Below are 19502 nucleotides of genomic sequence, written 5' to 3'. Positions count from 1 at the left end.
CATCCATCATGCGGCTCCCTTGTGGATCGCATCGGGCGCATGGTCATGATGGTGATGATGCTCGCCGTCATGATGGTGGCTGTGAGCATCGTCCGGGCCGCACCAAGGGGCGGTTTCATCCCAGGCTTCATGGAATTGGCGCGCGCGCAGCAGGTTTTCGGGCGCCAGCGTCTTGCGGGCGTCGCCCCAGGCGACGGGCTGGCGGGCCAAGAGAAGAGCTTGGGGGAAATGCTCGCGCACGAGGTCGAAATCATGCGCCACGACCAGGATCGTGCGGCTTTCCTGATGCCAGCGCTTGATGAGCGCGATCAGGTCGCTCAGCGTCTTCATGTCGATGGCGTTGAAGGGTTCGTCGAGCAGGATCAGGTCGGCGTCCTGCACCAGAACTCTAGCGAACAGCGCGCGCTGCAACTGTCCGCCAGACAGGGTATCGATCGGCCGCTTCTCGAAACCTGCGAGGCCGACCGCGACCAAAGCGCGCGATACGGCATCGCAATCTTCGGGACGATAGCGGCCAAGCAGTCCGCGTCGGGGCCATAAACCGAGTGACACGAGATCCACCACACGCGCCGGAAATGACCGATCAAGTTCCGATTGTTGGGGTAAATAGGCGATGCGATTGCCGCTTTTTACCGCGACTTTGCCGGAAATCGGCTTCAAAACGCCGACAATTCCCTTCATCAACGTCGATTTTCCCGATCCGTTGGCGCCGACGATCGCCGTCAGGGAACCCTTGGCTACCGTACCCGTGAGGTGATGAACCGCAGGGTGGTTGTTGTAGCCGAGCGTCAGATCGCTAAATGTGATACAGGCTTCGGCCATCGAACAGGGAATATCCCGCGCTTAGAAAGATCGTCGGCCTTGAGATCAGGTCGATGTGATGTTATTACATTGATGATCGATGCGCTGTCAAACGGGAATGATGAGAGAATGGTTCACGCACAGGAACTGACGAAGAACCAGTCGCTCGTGCTGGACGTGCTTTCGCATACCGAAGGCCCGCTCAGCGCTTACTCGCTGCTCGACCAGCTGCGCGACAAAGGCTTTCGCGCGCCGCTGCAGGTTTACCGGGCGTTGGACAAGCTGATGGAGTTCGGGCTGGTGCACCGGCTGGAAAGCATCAACTCCTTTGTTGCCTGCACCCACTCGCACGACCACAAGCATGGGGTGATCGCCTTCGGCATCTGCGACACTTGCGGACGGGTTGACGAGTTCTGCGATGCGGTGGTGGAAGAGCGGTTGAAGGGTTGGTCGAAGGACCATGCTTTCCGTTTGTCCAAGACGACGATCGAGATGCGTGGCACTTGCGCGAACTGTCTGGCGGCGTAAAAGCGCCGCTTCGCGCATAAAGCGCATAACGAAACGAATTCGATGACCGAAACGATCTACGACAATCTCAAGCAGTTGGGCAGCGCGACGACGTTGCCGCAAAGCCCGGAAGAGGCGGAACTTGAACGGGTGGCCAATCCGCAGGCCGACGTTTCCTATGTCGTTCGCTTCACCGCGCCGGAATTCACCTCGCTGTGCCCGATGACCGGTCAGCCGGATTTCGCGCATCTGATGATCGATTACGTGCCCGGCGACTGGCTGGTGGAATCGAAGTCGCTGAAGCTTTACCTCGGCTCCTTCCGCAATCATGGCGCCTTCCACGAGGACTGCACCGTGTCGATCGCGCGCCGGCTGGTGGACTTTCTCCAGCCGCGCTGGCTTCGGATTGGCGGCTACTGGTATCCGCGCGGCGGCATTCCGATCGATGTGTTCTGGCAAAGCGGTGCGGCGCCAGAAGGCGTGTGGATCCCGGAACAGGGCGTGCCGCCTTATCGCGGTCGCGGCTGAGAAACAGCGCTTTCTTACAGGTCCGCTTGTTCGGCGATGACCGACAAAAAGGCCGGACCGTAGCGATCGAGCTTGGCCTCGCCGACGCCGGGAACCCTCGCCATTTCCGCGCGTGACGAGGGGCGGGCCGCCGCAAGTTCGATCAGCGTCTTGTCGTGAAAAATCACATAAGGCGGCAGGTTTTGGGTGCGGGCGATCTCGGAGCGCTTTTCACGCAAAGCCTGAAACAACGCACGGTGTTCTTCCGGTATCGTGGTTGAAACGGCTTTGCCCGACACTCTGTCGCGACCGCTGGCCGGGCGGGGTGCGGATGGCACGCGCAGCATGAGCGTGGGCTTGTCGCGCAGGAACTGGCGCCCACCATCGGCGATCGACAAGCCGCCATGGCCGGTCAAATCGACATCGATGAAGCGCAGCGCAATCAGCTGGCGCAGGATGGCGCGCCAGGTGCGGTTGTCCAATTCCTTGCCGATGCCCCAGGTGGAAATCTGGTCGTGGCCGAGCTGAGAAACGCGGTCGCTTTCCACGCCTAAAAGCACATCGACGATATAGGCCTGGCCGAAGCGCGCGCCGGTGCGGTGGATGCAGGACAGGGCCTTCTGCGCGGCAATCGTGCCGTCGAAGAGTTGCGGCGGCTCGGCGCAGGTATCGCAGTTGCCGCAAGGCTCGCAATGGTCACCGAAGTAGGACAGCAGCACCTGGCGGCGGCAGCTTGGCGTTTCGGCCAGGCCGAGCAGGGCGTCGAGCTTTTGCCGTTCCATATGCTTGCGCTGGTCGGGCGCGCCGGATTCCTCGATGAAGCGGCTGCGCAGCGCGATGTCTTCATAGCCGTAAAGCATCATCGTGTCGGACGGCAGGCCGTCTCGGCCGGCGCGGCCGGTTTCCTGATAATAGGCCTCGATGCTGCCGGGCAGGTCGATATGGGCAACGAAGCGGACATCCGGCTTGTCGATGCCCATGCCGAAGGCGATCGTCGCGACCATGATGATGGCTTCGCCATGCTGGAAGCGCGCCTGGTTGGCTTCGCGGTCGGCCTTGTCCATGCCGCCGTGATAGGCCAGCGCATCATAGCCCTGTTCGCGCAGCCACGAGGCGGTCTCCTCGGTCTTGCGCTTCGACAGGCAATAAACGATGCCGCTTTCACCCTCGTGGCCCTTCAGGAAGCGCTTCAGCTGGGCGCGCGGATTGTCCTTTTCCTGAATGGCATAGCGGATGTTGGGACGGTCGAAGCCGGCGATGAAGGCGTCGTCTTCCTCGATCTGAAGATGGGACAGGATTTCCGCGCGGGTCGGCTCGTCGGCGGTTGCTGTCAGGGCCATGCGCGGCGTGTCAGGGAACATGGTGACCAGCGCATCGAGCTGGCGATAGGACGGGCGGAAGTCGTGACCCCATTGCGACAGACAGTGCGCTTCGTCGATGGCGATCAGCGACAATGGGATACGGGTCAGGCGCTCGAGGATGTCGCCGCGCAGCAGGGTTTCGGGCGCGATGTAAAGCAGGTCCAGCTTGCCGTCCTGCATGTCGCGCCACAGGGCATAGCGGTCTTCGCCGGCGAGATCGGAGTTGAGGGCTGCGGCTTTGACGCCGGCCTGGCGCAGGGCCGAAACCTGATCGGCCATCAGCGCAATCAGCGGCGAGATGACCAGACCCATGCCCGGCCGGGCAAGAGCCGGAATTTGGTAGCATAACGACTTGCCGCCACCGGTCGGCATCAGAACGAAGGCATTGTTGCCTTCGATGACATGCTGGACGATTTCACCCTGAAGACCGCGGAAGGCGTCATAACCGTAAACGGTCTTCAGGATGGCGAGGGGGGAGTTGGTCAAAAGCGGTCTGCAAAAGGAATCAGCGTGGACCTGCCTCATAGCAGATTTCACCGTGCCGCCCGGCGCGACGTGTTCGCGCAAATTTGTGGAAGGCGGTGTGCCTAGATCATCGCCTCGATCAGGAATGGACCTTTGCGCGACAAGGCGGCGTCGAACAGCTTGGTGAACTCCTCGATCGTGGTGGCACGGCCGGCTTCGACGCCCATACCCTTGGCCAGGGCGCACCAGTCCAGTTCGGGCTTGTCGAGGTCGAGCATGCGGCGGGCATTCACGCCGAAGTCGTTGACGCCGACATTGCGCATCTCGCCCTGGAGGATGGCGTATTTCCGGTTGGAATAGATGACGGTCACGATATCCAGGTTTTCGCGCGCCTGCGTCCACAGGCCCTGAACCGTGTACATGCCGCTGCCATCGGCCTGCAGCGAAATGACCTTCCGGCCGGGGCTGGCGATGGCCGCACCAGCCGATAAAGGGATGCCGATGCCGATCGCGCCGCCCGTAATGGTGAGATAATCATGCGGATGCAGACCGGGCGCCAGGGTAGCAAGCTGGCCCGCCGAGGTGAGCGCTTCTTCACAGATAATCGCATTTTCCGGCAGAGCGCGGGCAACCGCGATGGAGATGGAGTCGCCGTTCAAGGCGCCAGTCGGTGCGGCGATCTCGTTTTGGTTGAATGGATTGCGCGTGAAGGGCTTGCCTTCTCCGGCGCCGAGTTCATCGGCGATGGCTTCCAGCGTCGCGGCAAGATCGTGTTCGGGCGTGCCGATTTCCAGCACCTCGCAGCCGGGCGGCAGCATCAGGCCGGGCTTATCGGGATAGGCGAAGAAGCCGACGGGCTGCGGTGCGCCAATGCAGACGGCGACATCGAACGCCTTCAAGGATTCCACGGCCTGCGCGATGGGATAGGGCACGCGTGTCGCGCCGACGCGGCCAGCACCGCGTTCCATGCGCGCGGGCGTTTGTGTGAACAGGGCAGCGCCTGTGGCGGCGGCGATGCGGCCGGCCGTTTCCAACGCCTTTTCGCGCAAAGCGAGACCGGCGAGGATCAGTACACCTTTGCGTGCACCGCGCAGCGCCGCCGCGGCGGCTTCGATCTCCGATGTTTCGGGAAGCGGTGCGGCCGGGATCTGCACGCGCGTCGGAGCAGGCGCTTCAAGGCCGGTCCAGGCGGCGTCGGCGGGCAGGATCAGCGTCGACACGCCGCGCTTGGTCAAAGAGGCAGTGTAGGCTTCCTCGGTCTTCGAGCGCACATCCTGCGCATTGGCGACGCGGCCGACCCACTGCGACATGGGCCGCGCCAGGCTTTCGATGTCGGAGGTCAGCGGTGCATCGTGTTGCAGGTGGTAGGTCGCATGATCGCCGACCACGTTGAGCATCGGCGTGCGGGCGCGGCGCGCATTGTGGAGATTGGCAAGGCCGTTGGCCAGGCCGGGCCCGAGATGCAGCAGGGTTGCGGCCGGCTTGTCGGCCATGCGGGCATAGCCATCGGCCGCACCCGTCACCACGCCTTCGGACAGGCCGAGCACGCAGCGCATCTCAGGCTTGCGATCGAGCGCCGCCACGAAATGCATCTCGGATGTGCCGGGATTGGCGAAGCAGGTGTCGATTTCGTTCACCAGCAGCACGTCGCACAGCATATCAGCGCCGTTCATGGCCACTTTCCTTTCGCCAATGGAAACAAGACAGGTATCGCGCAGCAGGCTGCACGACGCAATGTGTGGGCGCGATCAGCCAGAGGGCGCAAAGGCTTGAGCCATCCGGCCGATCGCTCGGGGTTTAGTGGTTGGCGTGGCCCGAAAAGGCGGCTTCCACCGAAGCTTCTAGGATCTCCAGACCTTCTTCCAGCGTGTCCTCGCCGATGGTGAGCGGCGTGAGGATGCGGATGACGTTGAAGCGCGTGCCACAAGACAACAGGATCAGGCCGCGCTTTTCCGCTTCGGCGACGATGCTGGCCGTGAGTTCGGGTGCCGCTTCCTGGGTGGCGCGGTCATGCACGAGTTCGAAGGCGACCATGGCGCCGAGGCCGCGCACATGGCCGATGCGCTCCATGCCCTGGCGCTCAGCCAAGGCTTGGAGGCGCGACGTGATGCGCTCCCCAATCATCGTGGCGCGTTCGCACAGCTGCTCTTCCTCGATCACGTCGAGCACCGCATTGGCGGCGGCAACGGCGAGCGGATTGCCGGCATAGGTGCCGCCAAGACCGCCGGGATGAGCGGCGTTCATGATTTCGGCGCGGCCGGTGACGGCCGAAAGCGGGAAGCCGCCGGCGAGGCCTTTGGCCATGGTGATGAGGTCGGGCTTCACGCCGGCATGTTCGAAGCCGAACATCTTGCCGGTGCGCGCCATGCCGGTCTGCACTTCGTCGGCAATCAGCAGGATGCCGTGGCGGTCGGCCAGTTCGCGCAGGCGCTTGAGGAAGGTGAAGGGCGCGACGTTGAAGCCGCCTTCGCCCTGTACGGGCTCGATAATGAAGGCTGCAACGCGGTCCGGATCGATGTCGGCTGCAAACAGCCGCTCGAGGCCGGCAAAGGCTTCGTCTTCCGATGGGCCGGTGTAGGTGTTGGGGAAGGGCGCGTGGTAGATCTCGGCCGGGAACGGGCCGAAGTTCTTCTTGTAGGGCGCGACCTTGCCGGTCAGCGCCATGCCCAGCATCGTGCGGCCGTGAAAGGCGCCGGAAAAGGCGATGACGGCTGGACGCTTGGTGTAAGCGCGGGCGATCTTGACGGCGTTCTCGACGGCTTCGGCGCCGGTGGTGACCAGCATTGTGCGGTTTTCGCCACCGGTGGGCGCCATCGCATTCAGGCGCTCGGCCAGGCGGATGTAGCCTTCATAGGGTGCGACGTGGAAGCAGGTATGGGTGAAATGCTCGACCTGCGCCTGCACGGCGCCGATCACCTTGGGGTGGCGGTGGCCGGTGTTGTTGACGGCGATGCCGGCAGCGAAATCGATGTAACGCTTGCCTTCCACGTCCCACAGTTCGGCGTTCAGCGCGCGCTCGGCGTAAATGGATCGTGTGCCGACGCCCCCCGCGACGGCGGCTTTCTGGCGGCTCTGCAACTGCTGGGACAACGACATGACGGCTCTCCTAGGTACGATCGAAGGAGAGCATATCGTTGCTCAAAATAATGAGCAAGTCTTGTTCAAGATTGTGACCGTCACAGGTAGGGTGGTGTGCAGGCGGAGATGACGATCGTTCGGTTGTCCGACGGGTTGCGGAAGCGATGCGGCTGGCGGCTATCGAACAGATAGGCTTCGCCGGCGCGCAACACGCGAATCTCGGAATCCACCGTCACCTCCAACTCGCCTTCCACGACATAGCCGCCTTCCGACGAGGGATGCTGCAACAGGGTTTCGCCCGTATCGGCGCCCGGCTCATAGACTTCGTGGAGGATCTGCAGATTGTGGCTGCGCGCATCGCCGATCTGGCGGAAAGCCATGCGGCCAGTGCCTTCGCCGATGGCGTTTACGGCAATTTTTGATGTTAGATCAAGCAGCTGATCCGCTTCGAAGAACGGGCCGGGCGGCACTTCGCGTTCCGGCTCAAAGAAGTCCGCCATGCTGACGCCGACGCCGCTGAGGATGCGGCGCAGGGTGGACACGGACGGGCTGACCTTGTTCTTCTCGACATTCGAGATCTGCGCATGCGGCACGTTTGCGCGCTCCGCCAGCTGGCGCTGGGACAGGCCGGCGGCCGAGCGCATCGCCTTCAAACGAGCGCCGATATCAAACTGAAAATCCAAGATCGCGTGCCCTTCCTTGTTCGTCAGGCAGCCTGTTTCCCGATGGCGCTAGGCTGTGAGTCAGCATGTGCCTGAGCAGGAATGTTTAAGATAATGACCGGACGATCTACAAATATGCCGCATCATAGCGCGTTTTTTGCAAAAAAATATCTCAAGCTTTTCCAGACAGATAGGACGAAAGGACGCTTCCTAGCCGCCGTTGGCACGGTTGAGGCGCTTGACAGCGGGCCCATTCAACAAGACCGTATTCAGTATGGATACTGCATATTCTAAGCGAATACAGAGCGAAGGTGGGGTTCGGGCCTTGAGCACCGTGCTCAAGACCATGGCCGTGCTGGATGTGCTGGCGAACAGTTCGCGCAGCATGAAGCTGCCGGAGATCGCCGCCGCCATGCAGTTGTCGCGGCCGACTGCGTATCAGCGGCTGCTGACGCTGATGGAAGCTGGCTGGGTCGAGCAGGACGACGACATGCGCTATCGCTTGTCCATGCATGCCTGCCGCATCGCCGATGCTGCCCTTGAACAGGCCGATCTCGGCACGCGCGCCCGCTCGGTGTTGGAAAAGTTGGTGCAGGAGGTCGGAGAAACCGCGTCCTTGGCGGTGCTCGAAGGCGGCTTGCCGCGCATTGTTGCGCGTGTTGGATCGCAAAGCCTGCTGCGGGCCGAACAGAAGATCGGCACGACCATGTCCCTGGAAGGCTCGGCCTCGGGCCGCGTGCTGACGGCCTTCGCGGATGAGGGCATGCTCGCGCGGCTGCGTGCCAATGATGAGCCTCTGGCGGACGAGGTGGTGCTCGAGGCAACCCGCCAGAACGGCTACGCGGTGTCCTCCGGCTACACGCAGAGCGGCGTGATCGCGATGGCGGCGCCGATCTTCGATCTGCGCGGGCGCTGCTCCGCCACCGTTTCGCTGATCATGCCGCAAACCCGGTTCGAGCTCGCGAGCTTCGAAGCGCCGCTGCGCGCGGCTGCCGAGGCGATCACTGAGCTTCAACAAGGGAAACAAGCATCAAAATGAGTGTGACCCAGAATTCTCTGCCCGCGAATGCCATCGCGCCGCGTTCGAGCGATGTGCTGATGAAGCCGAAAGCGCTGGGCGCCCTACAGCCGAGCCGCGTCAGCGGGGCGCGTGCGTTCATGAACAAGATGGTGCGCGAGCGCTGGGACATTTCGGTGCAGCGCTTTGATATCGATGCCAATGCGTCCGGCACGGTGGTGTATTCGATCAAGACGCCGGATCGCGAGTTCTCATTTATCGGTTTCTCCTTTCCGCCAAGCCGCACGGCGCGCACCGGACGCATCATCGGCCGGGCCTGGGACATGATGGGCACGCTGAACGAAGGGCCGGCGACGGAAGCCGATATCGAGTCCGCGCGTGTCGAACTGCCGAAGCTCTATAACGGCCGGGCAACGCCGAACGCGCTGATCTGGTGCCGCTCGAACCGCTCCATGCGGGTGTTCGATCAGACACTGGCAGCACTAGCCGACGGGCACCAGCCGGAAGTCTCGGCCTTGTCCGAGGTCTGCTACCTCATGCGCAACACTGGTCTGGATGGCAACGGCACTTTCGGGACGCGCTCGTTCCCGTCGCTCGGCCGCGATCATCCGCTCGGCGGCGTGCTGCAGGCGCAATTGCTGACGGCCTATCTGATGCGCGAATATTCCTGTGACCTTGTGGAGCATCTGGCTGCGCTCAAGTGTACTGAGGCCGTGAAGCTCGATCCGGCGATCCGTCGTTATCTTGGCGTCGGCAATGGCTCGGCGCTGGGGCTGATCTTCTTTGCGCACAAGCATCCCCGCCTGATCGACGCGATATTAAGTGCGCGGGAAAATGCCATTGCCGAGGCAAGGTCGCTGAAGCTCGATGCCGGCGATACGCGGGTCGAAGACCTGCTTGGCCTTGTGCGGCGCGCGATCACGTTCCGGCGGCAGGACAAGATGGTCTATGAGGCTTTTACGTCGAGCCAGACAGTTGCGGATGATCTCGAGAAGGTCGCTGGCTCGCTGGAAGCGCTGTTGCGCACCGGTCTGGTGGATGGAACGCGCCATGTTCGAGCTTTCGATGCACTGGCGCGGCAGTTTGAAACGACGCTCAGCCCGGAAGCTTACGAAACCTTCCTGTCGCTGCTGATCGAACTGGTGCCGGATGTATCTGACGCGGCGATGCTGGAAATCGATGCGCCGGACGAGTTCAACGTCCAGCCGGCTGAGACGGCAGCTGATCTGCTTGCCACGATCCGTGCGGAGTATGATTGGGCGCTGCGCACCGACCTGTCCGGTCCGGATGCTTATCGCTACATCTGGTACAAGTCCGAAACGGCGGAAGAGCCGCGCCGCGGTGCCCGCGAGGAAGTGCCGGATGCGCTGGATCTCGGCCTTGATATTTGCGGCGGCATCCAGACGCTGGCCGACGATCTCGAAGCGTCGGACCCGGATCTGACCGTTGCGCGCTTCTTGATGAAGCATCCGCAACATCGCTTCATCCTGTCGCGCATCCAAAGCCTGCGCGGGCGCCGCTATCACACGCCGCATGCCAACATCAATTCGGACGCTTTTGTGCCGATCGATCTGGTGCGGCTGCTCAATGTCGCCATCCACGGCATCGACAAGACACGCGACTTCCTGAACCGCAACCTGCGCGGCGTGCTTTACCATGGCGCTCCGACGCCACAGGACATTCGCTCCGGGCATACCGGGCCTTGGTTCTATCCGCCCGAACCGGTTCTCGCATGAGTGATCCCGCATCCATGACCACGCTCAAAATCATGCCGCGCGAAATGCGGCTCATGTCCGAACGCATCCTGTCGCTGACGGCTTTGCCCAAGGGCTTCTTTCTGGCCATGCAGGACTTCGTGATGCTTTCGCAGAAGCTCGGCCTCGGCGGTTTCGCCGCCCTGGAGGAGCACTTCGCCCTGCTGGCCGATGCGAAGCCGGAAGCAATCACGATCACGGCCGAGAACGGTGCGGCTTTGGAGCTCGACGCCGGCAACCAGCATGGCTGGGTCGTGGTGCCGAGCCTGCTCGATCTGCTCGGCGAACTCATAGCCGTGCATGGCGCGGCGCGGATCACCGTTCGCAATGCGGTCGAACCCGCTGAGGTGAAGATTGCGGAAGCGTTGGGCGGACGCACTGGGCTGATGGTCACCGTCGAAGAGGGTGGCGTTGTCACCGCCAAGCCGCAGCCGCTGACCGGCAGGGTTGCCGAGGATGATCCGGTTTTGTGGGATCTCCTGTGCAACGGCACGCCGATCGAGGCCGATCTCTGGTGGCGGGTTTATCACCACGCCAAGAAGGCGCTGGCCGCCGACACGGTGGTGTCACGTCGCCATGCCGGGCCGATGATCGTCAACGAAGACGGCAGTGTCACCGGCCGCAAGGACAATGACGATGACACCGATGTGTCGTTCCTGGCCGCACCCGCCTCGCAGCAAACTCAAGAAAAGGGCGCGAACCCATGATCATCGACGGTCTGCAATGCGGTCACTTCGATCGCGAGGCTTTTCAATCGCTGCAGCGCGCTGGCGTCGGTGGCGTGGTGGTGACTTGCGGCTTTTGGGAAGGCGCGCTGGAATCGCTGGATGCGCTTGGCCTTTGGCGCGATCTGGTGCGCGACAATTCGGATGTCGCCGAGATCGGCACGACGGCCGCCGAGATCGCCCGCATAGGCGCGGAAGGCAAGGTTGCCGTGATCCTCGGCTACCAGAACGCCAACCTGTTTGAAGGCCGCATCCGGCTGGTCGAGATGTTTGCCGAACTCGGCGTGCGCGTCGTGCAGTTGACCTACAACAACCAGAACGAGCTCGGCGGTTCCTGCTACGAGGTGGAGGATTCCGGCCTCGCGCGCTTCGGCAAGGAAGTGGTTCTGGAGATGAACCGCGCCGGTATTCTCGTGGATTGCAGCCATGTCGGCGACCGCACCACGCTGGACGCGATCGAGGCATCGGAAAAGCCGATCGCTGTGACGCATGCCAATGCGCGTTCGCTGTTCGACCACAAGCGCAACAAGTCGGATGATGTCATCAAGGCGTTGGGCCAAACAGGCGGCGTGATCGGCTGTGCCGCTTACCGCAACATCACCGGCGATGACTACTGCAAGTCGATCGAAGCCTGGTGCGGGATGGTCGCTAGAACCGTCGATATCGCCGGCATCGATTCCGTCGCGATCGGCACCGATCGCAGCCACAACTTCACGGCACCCGATTATGCCTGGATGCGGCAGGGTCGCTGGACGCGCGGCGTTCAATATGGCGCAAGTGCCGCCGGCAAGCCGCTGAAGGCGCCGCCGCCGGATTGGTTCCAGACCGTGGAAGACATGAACGTCATTCCCGGCGGCCTGCGCGCGGTGGGCTTCTCGGAAGAGGAGGTCGCCAAGATCACCCACAAGAACTGGCTTCGGCTCTACGAGGCGACGTTCCGACCATCAAACTAACTGGCCAAGCATAATAAAAGAGGAGAACTGGACGTGCCCAAATTCACGCTTGATCCGGCGTCCCTAATGACGCCGAGCCGACGCACTTTTCTGAAGGCAACCGGCCTGGCGGCCGCTTCCACGCTTGCCGCGCCTTATGTCGCGCGCGCTGAGGACAATGTTCTTTACATCAACACCTGGGGCGGGCCGTGGGACGAGGCGGCGCGTGCCCATTTGTTCGATCCGTTCACGGCCGAAACCGGCATCAAGATCCAGACCCTGTCGCCGGTCTCCTTCGCCAAGCTGGCGCAGCAGGTGCATACGGGCACCTATGAGTTCGACATCACCACGCTTGGCGGGGGCGAGCTGGTGCGCGCCAACGAGGCCGGCATCATCGAAGACCTCGAAGCGCCTTATGAAGGCGGGTTGTTCGAGAACGGCGTTGCGTCGCATGCTTTCGCGACCGTGATGGCGTGGCGCACGGACAAGATCAAAGAAGGGCCGAAAACCTGGGCCGAGTTCTGGGACGTCGAGCGCTTCCCCGGCGGCCGGTCGCTTCAGCGCTATGCCGCACGCGTGCTGCCGATCGCGCTTCTGGCGGATGGCGTTGAAGTGAAGGATCTTTACCCGCTCGATCTCGACCGCGCCTTTGAATCGCTTGACCGCATCAAGGATCACGTCCGCGTGTGGTGGACGGCCGGTGCACAATCGACGCAGATCCTGCGCGACGGCGAAGTGGACCTGATCGGCATCTGGCACGGCCGTTATTTCGAGGCTGAAAAGGCCGGGGCGCCTGTGGCCATGACGTGGAACCAGGGCGAAATCGACCGCGCTTATTGGGTTGTGGCGAAAGACACGCCGAATGCCGAGAACGCCAAGAAGTTCATCGCCTTTGCTACCAGCGCAAAGCCGCTGGCTGAGTTCGTGATGCAGGCAGACTATGGCGCGCTGAACCCGGCATCGAACGAATTCATTCCGGCGGATGCGGCAGCGCGCATGCCGACCGCGCCAGCCAACTATTCCCAGACCTTCGAACAGGACATGGCCAACTTCGGTGGTGATCCGGCGGAAGCTTCCGAGCGGTTTGAAGAATGGCTCGCAAGCTGAGCCGCTGAGCGGCCCACCCAAGACTGCCGCCGCGCTTTGATTGCGGCGGCTTATTTCCAAGCTCGAACCGATAACGGCAGAGATGACCGGCCTTTCCAACATGACCGAACGAAAGAACCTGTGGCCGTGGCTCCTGTTGACGCCGCTCGCCGTGTTTCTTGTCGTGTTCTTCGTCGTGCCGCTGATCGACGTGGCCGTGATGAGCTTCACCGAACCGCGCCTGACCTTCGCCAACTATGAGCGGGCACTGACCGGTACGCTTTACCAGAAGGTGTTCATCAACACGTTTCTGACGGCCGGCTTCGTGACGCTCTGCTGCCTTCTGGTGGGTTACCCGCTGGCTTACCTGATGTCGGTCAGCAGCCAGCGCACGGCCATGCTGATCCTGCTGCTGGTGACGATGAGCTTCTGGACGAGCTTCCTCGTGCGCACCTACGCCTGGATGGTGCTTCTCGGCACAAACGGGCCGCTGGTTTGGCTGTTCCAGGCTGTCGGCATCACCAATCCGCCGCAGCTCTTGTTCACGCGCTTTTCCTCGACGCTGGCAATGGTCCACATCCTGGCGCCTTACATGATCATGAACATCTATTCGGTGATGCGGAAGATCGACCCGGTGCTGGTGCGCTCGGCCGAAAGTCTTGGCGCGCGCGGCGGTTCGCTGCTGCGCCACGTTTATCTGCCGCTGACGGCGCCCGGCATCGCCAACGGCTGCGTGCTGGTGTTCGTGATCTGCCTCGGCTTCTACGTGACGCCGGTGCTGCTCGGCAGCCCGCGCGAGCAGATGATCGCCGGTTTGATCGGCACCCAGCTCGACGAGTTCCTGGCCTTTGGCATGGGCTCGGCGCTGGCCATGGTGCTGCTCGTTTTCACCATGGTGATCCTCACGATCTATCACCGTCATTTCGGCCTCGACAAACTCTGGGGGTGATCTGCCATGACACGTTTCATGAAATGGCTCGGCGTTGTCGTCGTCATCTTCATCGCCGCGCCGCTGGTGATCGTGGTGCCGATGTCGTTCTCCACGGCCCGCTCGTTGCAATTCCCGCCGCCAGGCTATGGGCTCGGCTATTACCAGGCTTATTTCTCCGATCCGAGCTGGCTGATCCCAACTTGGAACAGCATCATCATCGCCACCGCCACAACCGTGCTGACTATGCTGCTTGTGGTGCCCGCGACCTTTGCCTTGGTGCGCCACCAGTTTCGCGGCCGCTCGATCGCCGACCTCATGATGCTGATGCCGCTGGCGGTGCCGTCGATCGTAATGGCGGTCGGCTATTACTCCTATTTCGGCGCGATGGGCATCGTGCATACGCATATCGGTGTGGTGCTGGCCCATACGGCACTCGCAGTGCCGATCGCCTTTCTCGTTCTGTCCGCGAACCTCAAGGGCTTCGACCGGACGCTGGAGCGCGCGGCGATGAGTTTGGGGGCGAGCCCGACCAAGACTTTCATCCATGTGACGCTGCCAATTTTGCGCCCCGGTTTGATCATCAGCGCGCTGTTTGCCTTCATCCATTCCTTCGATGAAACGGTGGTGTCGATCTTCATTTCGGGCCGCAACGCCGAAACGCTGCCGCGCAAGATGTTCGACAGCATCCGGCAGGAGGCCGATCCGGTGATCGCGGTGATCTCGACGCTGTTGTTCGCTCTCGTGCTGCTCGGGCTGGTGGGGCCAAGGCTGGTTGCCGCCCTGCGCAACCGCCGTCCACGCGTCCAAGCCGCCTGACCCCATTCAGACGCCGCCATCGGCCGGCCGATCAGGAAGAAAAATGAGCTATCTCGACCTCAAAGGCATCAACAAGAGCTACGGCCAGTTCGTGGCGCTGAACGATGTCAATCTAAGCGCCGCCAAGGGCGAGTTCGTCACCTTTCTGGGGCCGAGTGGCTCGGGCAAGACGACGACGCTGATGATCATCGCCGGCTTCGAAAAGGCGACCACCGGCAGCGTGGAGATCGATGGCCGCCCTTTGCAGGGCTTGGCGCCGCACGAGCGCAATATCGGTATCGTGTTTCAGAACTACGGGCTGTTTCCGCATAAGACGGCGGCAGAGAACGTGTATTTCCCGCTGCAGATGCGCAGTGTTAAGCGCGCCGCCGGCTTGAAGCGGGCGGAAGAAATGCTGGAGCTGGTGGGCTTGCGGGATTTCGGCCACCGATACCCAAAGGAGCTGTCCGGCGGTCAGCAGCAGCGCGTCGCTTTGGCCCGCGCTTTGGTGTTCGAACCGTCGCTGCTGCTGCTTGACGAACCGCTCGGCGCGCTCGACAAGAATTTGCGCGAGCAGATGCAGATCGAGATCAAGCGCATCCAGCGCGCGCTCGGCGTCACCACGATCTTCGTGACGCATGACCAGACAGAAGCCATGTCGATGTCGGATCGGATCGTGGTGTTCGAAGGCGGACGCATCAACCAGGTAGCCGCGCCGCTCGACCTCTATCACAAGCCGGAAACACGCTTCGTCGCGGGCTTCATCGGCGAAAGCAACCTGATCGAGGCGGTCGTAACGGATCCGGTTGCACGCACTGCCAGTGCCGCGCATCTCGGCGAGGTCGAATACGCGCCGACCGACAAGGCCAAGAAGGGGCAGGGCGTGACGCTGATGATCCGCCCCGAACATATGCGCCTGTCGCGCAACCCGATTGAGGGCCGCCGCAACGCGCAGATGAAGGTCGAGACGATCGTGAACTATGGCGACAACGCGCTGGTGATCGGCAAGGTCGGCGATCTCACCATGCGGGTGCGGGTGCTCGGCGCCGATGTCGTCATCATCAAGGAAAACCAGGATTGCTGCATCAGCTGGACGCCTGACGCAGTGTACCTCATCGCCAAATGAGTTCGAACGAAGTTTCCATGAATACGCTTACAGACATGATCTCCTATTTCGGTACCGGCAATCGCGCCAGCCTTGCCGTGACCCATCACGGCACCGGCTATTTCGCCGTCACGCCGAAAGCGCCCTACGACCCGTCGCTCAGCACCGCCGAGCAAACGCGGCAGTTGCTCGACAAGGCGGATTTGCGCCTGGCCGAGATCGGCAGCGTCAAGAGCAAGCTCCTGTTCGTGGCGATTATCCTGCCGGATATGAGCGATTACGCTGAAATGAACGGGGTGTGGGACGAGTGGGTCGGCGGCATCACGCCGCCCGCACGCGCCTGCTTCAGCGCCGGTCTCGCCAGCCCCGACCTCAAGGTCGAAATGATCATGGTCTGTGCGACGGACTGACAGCAAGACAACCGAACGCAGTTCTTTAGGGAGGAGAGCAATGCGCGACATCATCAGCAGACAGAACACGATCCTGCGTCCGACACGGCGAGGGTTTCTGACCGGTGCGGCGGCGCTCGCGGCGGCACCTTTGGCCACGCCCTTCGTGGCGCGGGCGCAGGAGACTGCGCTGTCGATCAACACCTGGGGCGGCGAATGGGAAGAAGCGGCGCGGGCGAACCTGTTCGATCCGTTCACCGCCGAGACCGGCATCAAGATCCAGACCGTTTCGCCGGTGTCCTTCGCCAAGCTGGCGCAGCAGGTCAACACCGGCACCTATGAGTTCGACGTCACCACGCTGGGCGCGGCGGAGCTCGTGCGCGCCAACCAGAACGGGCTGCTGGAAGATCTCGAAGAAAGCTATCCGGGCGGTCTTTACAACAACGGCATGGGCTCGCACGCCTTTGCCACGCTCATGGGCTGGCGCAAGGACAAATTCGGTGACGAGCCGAAGAGCTGGGCCGACTTCTGGGATGTGGAACGCTTTCCCGGCAAGCGATCGCTGCAACGCTACGCGGCGCGCGTCATTCCCATCGCGCTTCTTGCCGATGGTGTGGCTCCCAAGGACCTTTACCCGCTCGACGTGGAGCGCGCCTTCAAGTCGCTCGACCGGATCAAGGAGCATGTCGTGGTGTGGTGGACGGCCGGGGCGCAGTCGAGCCAGCTGCTTCGCGATGGCGAAGTCGACATGATCGGCATCTGGAACACGCGTTTCTTCAACGCGCAGGATGGCGGTAGTCCTGTTGCCATGACGTGGAACCAGGCGATCCTCGACAAGGCTTACTGGGTCGTCGCCAAGGACACGCCCAATGTAGAGAACGCCAAGAAGTTCGTGGCTTTCGCGACATCCGCCGCGCCGCTGGCGGGCTTTGCCAAGGCGCAACAGGACGGGCCGCTCAACCCAGCCTCGCTTGCTTTGATCCCGCCGGATCAGGCCGAGCGCATGCCGACCAATGCCCGCTATGCCGAGCAGGTCGTGGCGCAGGATCTGGAAAACTTCGGGATCGATCCGGCCGAACTGACCGAGCGCTTCGAGGAATGGGTCCTGAGCTGACCATGCAGCCGTGATGACCGTCTTGCCGTGCCTTGCGGGGCGCGGCATGACCGCTTTGGATCATAGAAGAGAGTGCCTGCCATGACCCTGGCTGCCGGACGTCCTTATGTTGCCATTCCCGGACCGACCGTTGTGCCGGATCGTGTTCTGGCCGCCATGCACCGGCCGTCGCCCAACATCTATGAAGGCGAGCTTCACGAGATGTATCCGGGCATTTTGCGCGATCTACGCGCGGTGGTGGGAAGCACGACGGCGCATGTCGCGGTGTATATCGCCAATGGCCATGGCGCCTGGGAGGCCGTGAGCAGCAACGTGTTTTCACGCGGCGACAAGGCCCTGTCGGCGATCACCGGCCATTTCGGGCAGACCTGGGCGGTTAGCTTGCGCGGCCTCGGTATCGAAGTCGATGCGCTCGATTTCGGGCGCGGCCGGTCGATCGATCCAGATCAGATTGGGCGTGCGCTGGAACAGGACACCGCGCATACGATCCGTGCCGTTCTGATGACGCATACGGATACGGCGACGACGGTGCGCAACGACATTGCCGCCGTGCGCGCGGCGATTGATCGCGCAAGGCATCCGGCGCTGCTGCTGGTAGACGGGATCGCTTCGGTGGCCTGCGAGGAGATCCGGTTCGATCAATGGGACGTCGATGTTCTGATCGGCGCCAGCCAGAAGGGGTTGATGATGCCGCCCGGCCTGAGCTTCGTCTGGTTTTCGGATAAGGCGAAGGATGTTTCGGAAAAGGCCGATCTCGTGACTCCTTACTGGAACTGGCGCACGCGCTGTTTCAGCCCGGAATTTTATAGGGCTTTTGCCGGCACTGCCCCGGCGCAGCAGCTTTACGGATTGCGGGAAGCGCTTGCCCTCATCACTGAGGAAGGTGTCGACGCCGTTGTTGCTCGCCACCAGACGCTGGCGCGCGCGGTTTGGGCCGCCGTGGATGCTTGGGGTACGGGTGGCGGCGAGATCGGGTTGAACGTCACTGATCCTGCTGCGCGGTCACACGCAGTGACCTCCATCCGCATCGGCAATGGTGGAGCTGCTCGCTTGCGTCGTTGGGCCGAAGACAATGCCGGGCTGACGCTGGGCATCGGGCTCGGCATGGCGCTGCCGACGGAGCCTGCCCACCACGATCATCTGCGGCTTGCGCATATGGGTTATGTCAATGCGCATATGACGCTGGGTGCGCTGGCCGTGATGCAGGCCGGTCTGCTGGCGCTTGATATCCCGCATGGCAGCGGTGCGATCGAGCAGGCTGCGGCGGTGATTGCGGATGCGACGCGGCGGTAAGCGGATGCGGTCAGGCCGTGACCTCCTCGGGCGCTTCCGTTTGCGCCATCCAATTGCGGAAGGCACGCAGGGGGCCATAGCGATCCTTGGCTTCGGGCCAAGCCAGCCAATAGCTTCCGGCGCCTGATACGCTCGGACGCAGCACGGGACGAAGGCGGCCTTCTGCGATTTCTGCCCAGGCGAGATAGTCCGGCAGAAGGGCGATGCCCAGGCCGGAGATCGCGGCCTGGATCATCATGGAGAATTGATCCATCAACATGCCTGATTTCGCAGGCGGATTGGCGCCCTGGCCTTCGAACCAGGCGCTCCAGGCTGTCGGGCGTGTTTCGAGCTGGAGCAGTGGCAGGTTTGCGAGTTCGGCTGCGGTTGAGATTGGGTGGCGGCGCAGGAAGTCGGGCGAGGCGCAGGCTGTCAGATGCTCGTCGAACAGCTTCATGTGGTTGGCGCGCAGCCAGTTGGCCTGCCCGAAGAAGATCACGGCATCGAAGCTTTCGGTGTCGAAGCTGAAGCGCTGTACGCGCGTTGCCAGATTGACCGTGATGCCGGGATTGGCTTGCAGGAAGGGCGCTAGGCGCGGCGCGAGCCAGCGGGTGCCGAAGGTCGGCAGAACGGCGAGCGACAGGGCGCCGCCATCGGGATTGGTCATCAGCCCCATGCTGGCGCGCTGGATCATGTTCAGCGCAGCGGAAACGTCGGCGCAATAGGCTTTTGCGGCATCGGTCGGGACCAACCTTTTGCGCTCGCGCACGAACAGCGGCTGGCCGATCTGGCCTTCGAGATTTTGCAGGAGGCGCGTGACCGTGCTTTGCGTCAGGTTCATTTCCTTGGCGGCAATCGTCACGGATTGATGGCGCACCACCGCTTCAAAGGCGAGGAGCTGGCTAAGGGAGGGAATAAAGCGACGCGCGCGCATGGATCATTCATTCGATGCATGAAGTCATGGAAAAATAGCGCTTTGCCCCTACCTTGGAAAGCATTA

19 protein-coding genes are annotated in these 19502 nt (G+C 62.4%); 13 read left to right on the top strand and 6 right to left on the bottom strand.

The genetic code is table 11. The annotated features are described in order from the left end of the window. Positions 1 to 6: 6 nt before the first annotated feature. Entirely contained in the window at positions 7 to 822 is an 816-nt protein-coding gene (aztA, locus tag IE166_RS08585; RefSeq protein WP_189503015.1) for a zinc ABC transporter ATP-binding protein AztA, read from the bottom strand. A 108-nt stretch (positions 823 to 930) separates the two neighbouring features. Between aztA and IE166_RS08580 the strand changes: the two genes are divergently transcribed. Together IE166_RS08580 and queF are read left to right on the top strand one after the other, a co-directional pair. Then, the gene (locus IE166_RS08580; protein WP_189503014.1) at positions 931 to 1329 is read left to right on the top strand and encodes a Fur family transcriptional regulator; all 399 of its coding nucleotides are present in this window, start codon (positions 931 to 933) and stop codon (positions 1327 to 1329) included. Between the two features lie 42 nt (positions 1330 to 1371). Further along, positions 1372 to 1836 carry a preQ(1) synthase gene (queF, locus tag IE166_RS08575; protein ID WP_189503013.1) on the top strand — a complete coding sequence of 155 codons (465 nt, stop codon included), beginning with the start codon at positions 1372 to 1374 and terminating at the stop codon, positions 1834 to 1836. 14 nt (positions 1837 to 1850) lie between these two features. Here queF and recQ read toward each other — a convergent pair whose 3' ends face one another. The 4 genes from recQ to IE166_RS08555 all read right to left on the bottom strand — a co-directional run bounded on the left by recQ (position 1851) and on the right by IE166_RS08555 (position 7402). Next, positions 1851 to 3662 (bottom strand): DNA helicase RecQ, encoded by a 1812-nt coding sequence (gene recQ / locus IE166_RS08570; protein WP_189503012.1) that lies wholly within the window; start codon positions 3660 to 3662, stop codon positions 1851 to 1853. Between the two features lie 101 nt (positions 3663 to 3763). Beyond that, positions 3764 to 5314, bottom strand: coding sequence for an acetolactate synthase large subunit (locus IE166_RS08565; RefSeq protein ID WP_189503011.1), 1551 nt, complete (start codon positions 5312 to 5314; stop codon positions 3764 to 3766). A 124-nt stretch (positions 5315 to 5438) separates the two neighbouring features. After that, positions 5439 to 6737, bottom strand: coding sequence for a 4-aminobutyrate--2-oxoglutarate transaminase (gene gabT, locus IE166_RS08560; RefSeq protein ID WP_189503010.1), 1299 nt, complete (start codon positions 6735 to 6737; stop codon positions 5439 to 5441). 80 nt (positions 6738 to 6817) lie between these two features. After that, positions 6818 to 7402: a cupin domain-containing protein gene (locus IE166_RS08555; protein ID WP_189503009.1), complete on the bottom strand. Its 585-nt coding sequence runs from the start codon at positions 7400 to 7402 to the stop codon at positions 6818 to 6820. Positions 7403 to 7715: 313 nt separating this feature from the next. Here IE166_RS08555 and IE166_RS08550 point away from each other — a divergent pair, with 313 nt between their 5' ends. From IE166_RS08550 to IE166_RS08500, 11 genes are all read left to right on the top strand, one after another. After that, positions 7716 to 8420 carry an IclR family transcriptional regulator gene (locus tag IE166_RS08550; RefSeq protein WP_244641423.1) on the top strand — a complete coding sequence of 235 codons (705 nt, stop codon included), beginning with the start codon at positions 7716 to 7718 and terminating at the stop codon, positions 8418 to 8420. Beyond that, the gene (locus tag IE166_RS08545) at positions 8417 to 10135 is read left to right on the top strand and encodes a hypothetical protein (protein ID WP_385964986.1); all 1719 of its coding nucleotides are present in this window, start codon (positions 8417 to 8419) and stop codon (positions 10133 to 10135) included. The genes IE166_RS08550 and IE166_RS08545 overlap by 4 nt, the downstream gene beginning before the upstream one ends. After that, a complete protein-coding gene (locus tag IE166_RS08540; protein ID WP_189503007.1) occupies positions 10132 to 10860 on the top strand; it encodes a hypothetical protein in 729 nt (242 codons plus the stop codon). The genes IE166_RS08545 and IE166_RS08540 overlap by 4 nt, the downstream gene beginning before the upstream one ends. Next, complete coding sequence (locus IE166_RS08535) at positions 10857 to 11831, top strand: dipeptidase (RefSeq protein WP_189503006.1); 975 nt, start codon at positions 10857 to 10859, stop codon at positions 11829 to 11831. Before IE166_RS08540 ends, IE166_RS08535 begins: the two co-directional genes overlap by 4 nt. A 33-nt stretch (positions 11832 to 11864) precedes the next feature. Then, positions 11865 to 12917 carry an ABC transporter substrate-binding protein gene (locus tag IE166_RS08530; RefSeq protein ID WP_244641365.1) on the top strand — a complete coding sequence of 351 codons (1053 nt, stop codon included), beginning with the start codon at positions 11865 to 11867 and terminating at the stop codon, positions 12915 to 12917. 82 nt (positions 12918 to 12999) lie between these two features. After that, on the top strand, positions 13000 to 13845 hold the full coding sequence (locus IE166_RS08525) for an ABC transporter permease (RefSeq protein WP_189503005.1): 846 nt from the start codon (positions 13000 to 13002) through the stop codon (positions 13843 to 13845). Positions 13846 to 13851: 6 nt separating this feature from the next. Continuing rightward, a complete protein-coding gene (locus IE166_RS08520; protein WP_189503004.1) occupies positions 13852 to 14643 on the top strand; it encodes an ABC transporter permease in 792 nt (263 codons plus the stop codon). A 43-nt stretch (positions 14644 to 14686) separates the two neighbouring features. Beyond that, complete coding sequence (locus IE166_RS08515) at positions 14687 to 15748, top strand: ABC transporter ATP-binding protein (protein ID WP_189503003.1); 1062 nt, start codon at positions 14687 to 14689, stop codon at positions 15746 to 15748. 17 nt (positions 15749 to 15765) lie between these two features. Next, entirely contained in the window at positions 15766 to 16137 is a 372-nt protein-coding gene (locus tag IE166_RS08510) for a RidA family protein (protein WP_189503002.1), read from the top strand. Between the two features lie 40 nt (positions 16138 to 16177). Beyond that, positions 16178 to 17230, top strand: a complete 1053-nt coding sequence (locus IE166_RS08505) for an ABC transporter substrate-binding protein (RefSeq protein WP_189503001.1) — start codon at positions 16178 to 16180, stop codon at positions 17228 to 17230. 81 nt (positions 17231 to 17311) lie between these two features. Beyond that, the gene (locus IE166_RS08500) at positions 17312 to 18523 is read left to right on the top strand and encodes a pyridoxal-phosphate-dependent aminotransferase family protein (RefSeq protein ID WP_189503000.1); all 1212 of its coding nucleotides are present in this window, start codon (positions 17312 to 17314) and stop codon (positions 18521 to 18523) included. Positions 18524 to 18533: 10 nt separating this feature from the next. Here the strand turns inward: IE166_RS08500 and IE166_RS08495 are convergent, their stop codons facing one another. Beyond that, complete coding sequence (locus IE166_RS08495; protein WP_189502999.1) at positions 18534 to 19436, bottom strand: LysR family transcriptional regulator; 903 nt, start codon at positions 19434 to 19436, stop codon at positions 18534 to 18536. Positions 19437 to 19502: the final 66 nt, after the last annotated feature.

It is taken from the genome of Tianweitania populi (assembly GCF_014652875.1).
GTDB lineage: Bacteria > Pseudomonadota > Alphaproteobacteria > Rhizobiales > Rhizobiaceae > Tianweitania > Tianweitania populi.
Note: the sequence above shows the minus strand (reverse complement) of the source record. Positions and strands in the feature narration are given on the sequence as shown.

Coding starts and splice junctions, on each gene's coding strand:
- aztA (WP_189503015.1), bottom strand. CDS start 822: ATGGCCGAAGCCTGTATCACATTTAGCGATCTGACGCTCGGCTACAAC.
- IE166_RS08580 (WP_189503014.1), top strand. CDS start 931: ATGGTTCACGCACAGGAACTGACGAAGAACCAGTCGCTCGTGCTGGAC.
- queF (WP_189503013.1), top strand. CDS start 1,372: ATGACCGAAACGATCTACGACAATCTCAAGCAGTTGGGCAGCGCGACG.
- IE166_RS08565 (WP_189503011.1), bottom strand. CDS start 5,314: ATGAACGGCGCTGATATGCTGTGCGACGTGCTGCTGGTGAACGAAATC.
- gabT (WP_189503010.1), bottom strand. CDS start 6,737: ATGTCGTTGTCCCAGCAGTTGCAGAGCCGCCAGAAAGCCGCCGTCGCG.
- IE166_RS08545 (WP_385964986.1), top strand. CDS start 8,417: ATGAGTGTGACCCAGAATTCTCTGCCCGCGAATGCCATCGCGCCGCGT.
- IE166_RS08540 (WP_189503007.1), top strand. CDS start 10,132: ATGAGTGATCCCGCATCCATGACCACGCTCAAAATCATGCCGCGCGAA.
- IE166_RS08535 (WP_189503006.1), top strand. CDS start 10,857: ATGATCATCGACGGTCTGCAATGCGGTCACTTCGATCGCGAGGCTTTT.
- IE166_RS08525 (WP_189503005.1), top strand. CDS start 13,000: ATGACCGGCCTTTCCAACATGACCGAACGAAAGAACCTGTGGCCGTGG.
- IE166_RS08520 (WP_189503004.1), top strand. CDS start 13,852: ATGACACGTTTCATGAAATGGCTCGGCGTTGTCGTCGTCATCTTCATC.
- IE166_RS08515 (WP_189503003.1), top strand. CDS start 14,687: ATGAGCTATCTCGACCTCAAAGGCATCAACAAGAGCTACGGCCAGTTC.
- IE166_RS08510 (WP_189503002.1), top strand. CDS start 15,766: ATGAATACGCTTACAGACATGATCTCCTATTTCGGTACCGGCAATCGC.
- IE166_RS08505 (WP_189503001.1), top strand. CDS start 16,178: ATGCGCGACATCATCAGCAGACAGAACACGATCCTGCGTCCGACACGG.
- IE166_RS08500 (WP_189503000.1), top strand. CDS start 17,312: ATGACCCTGGCTGCCGGACGTCCTTATGTTGCCATTCCCGGACCGACC.
- IE166_RS08495 (WP_189502999.1), bottom strand. CDS start 19,436: ATGCGCGCGCGTCGCTTTATTCCCTCCCTTAGCCAGCTCCTCGCCTTT.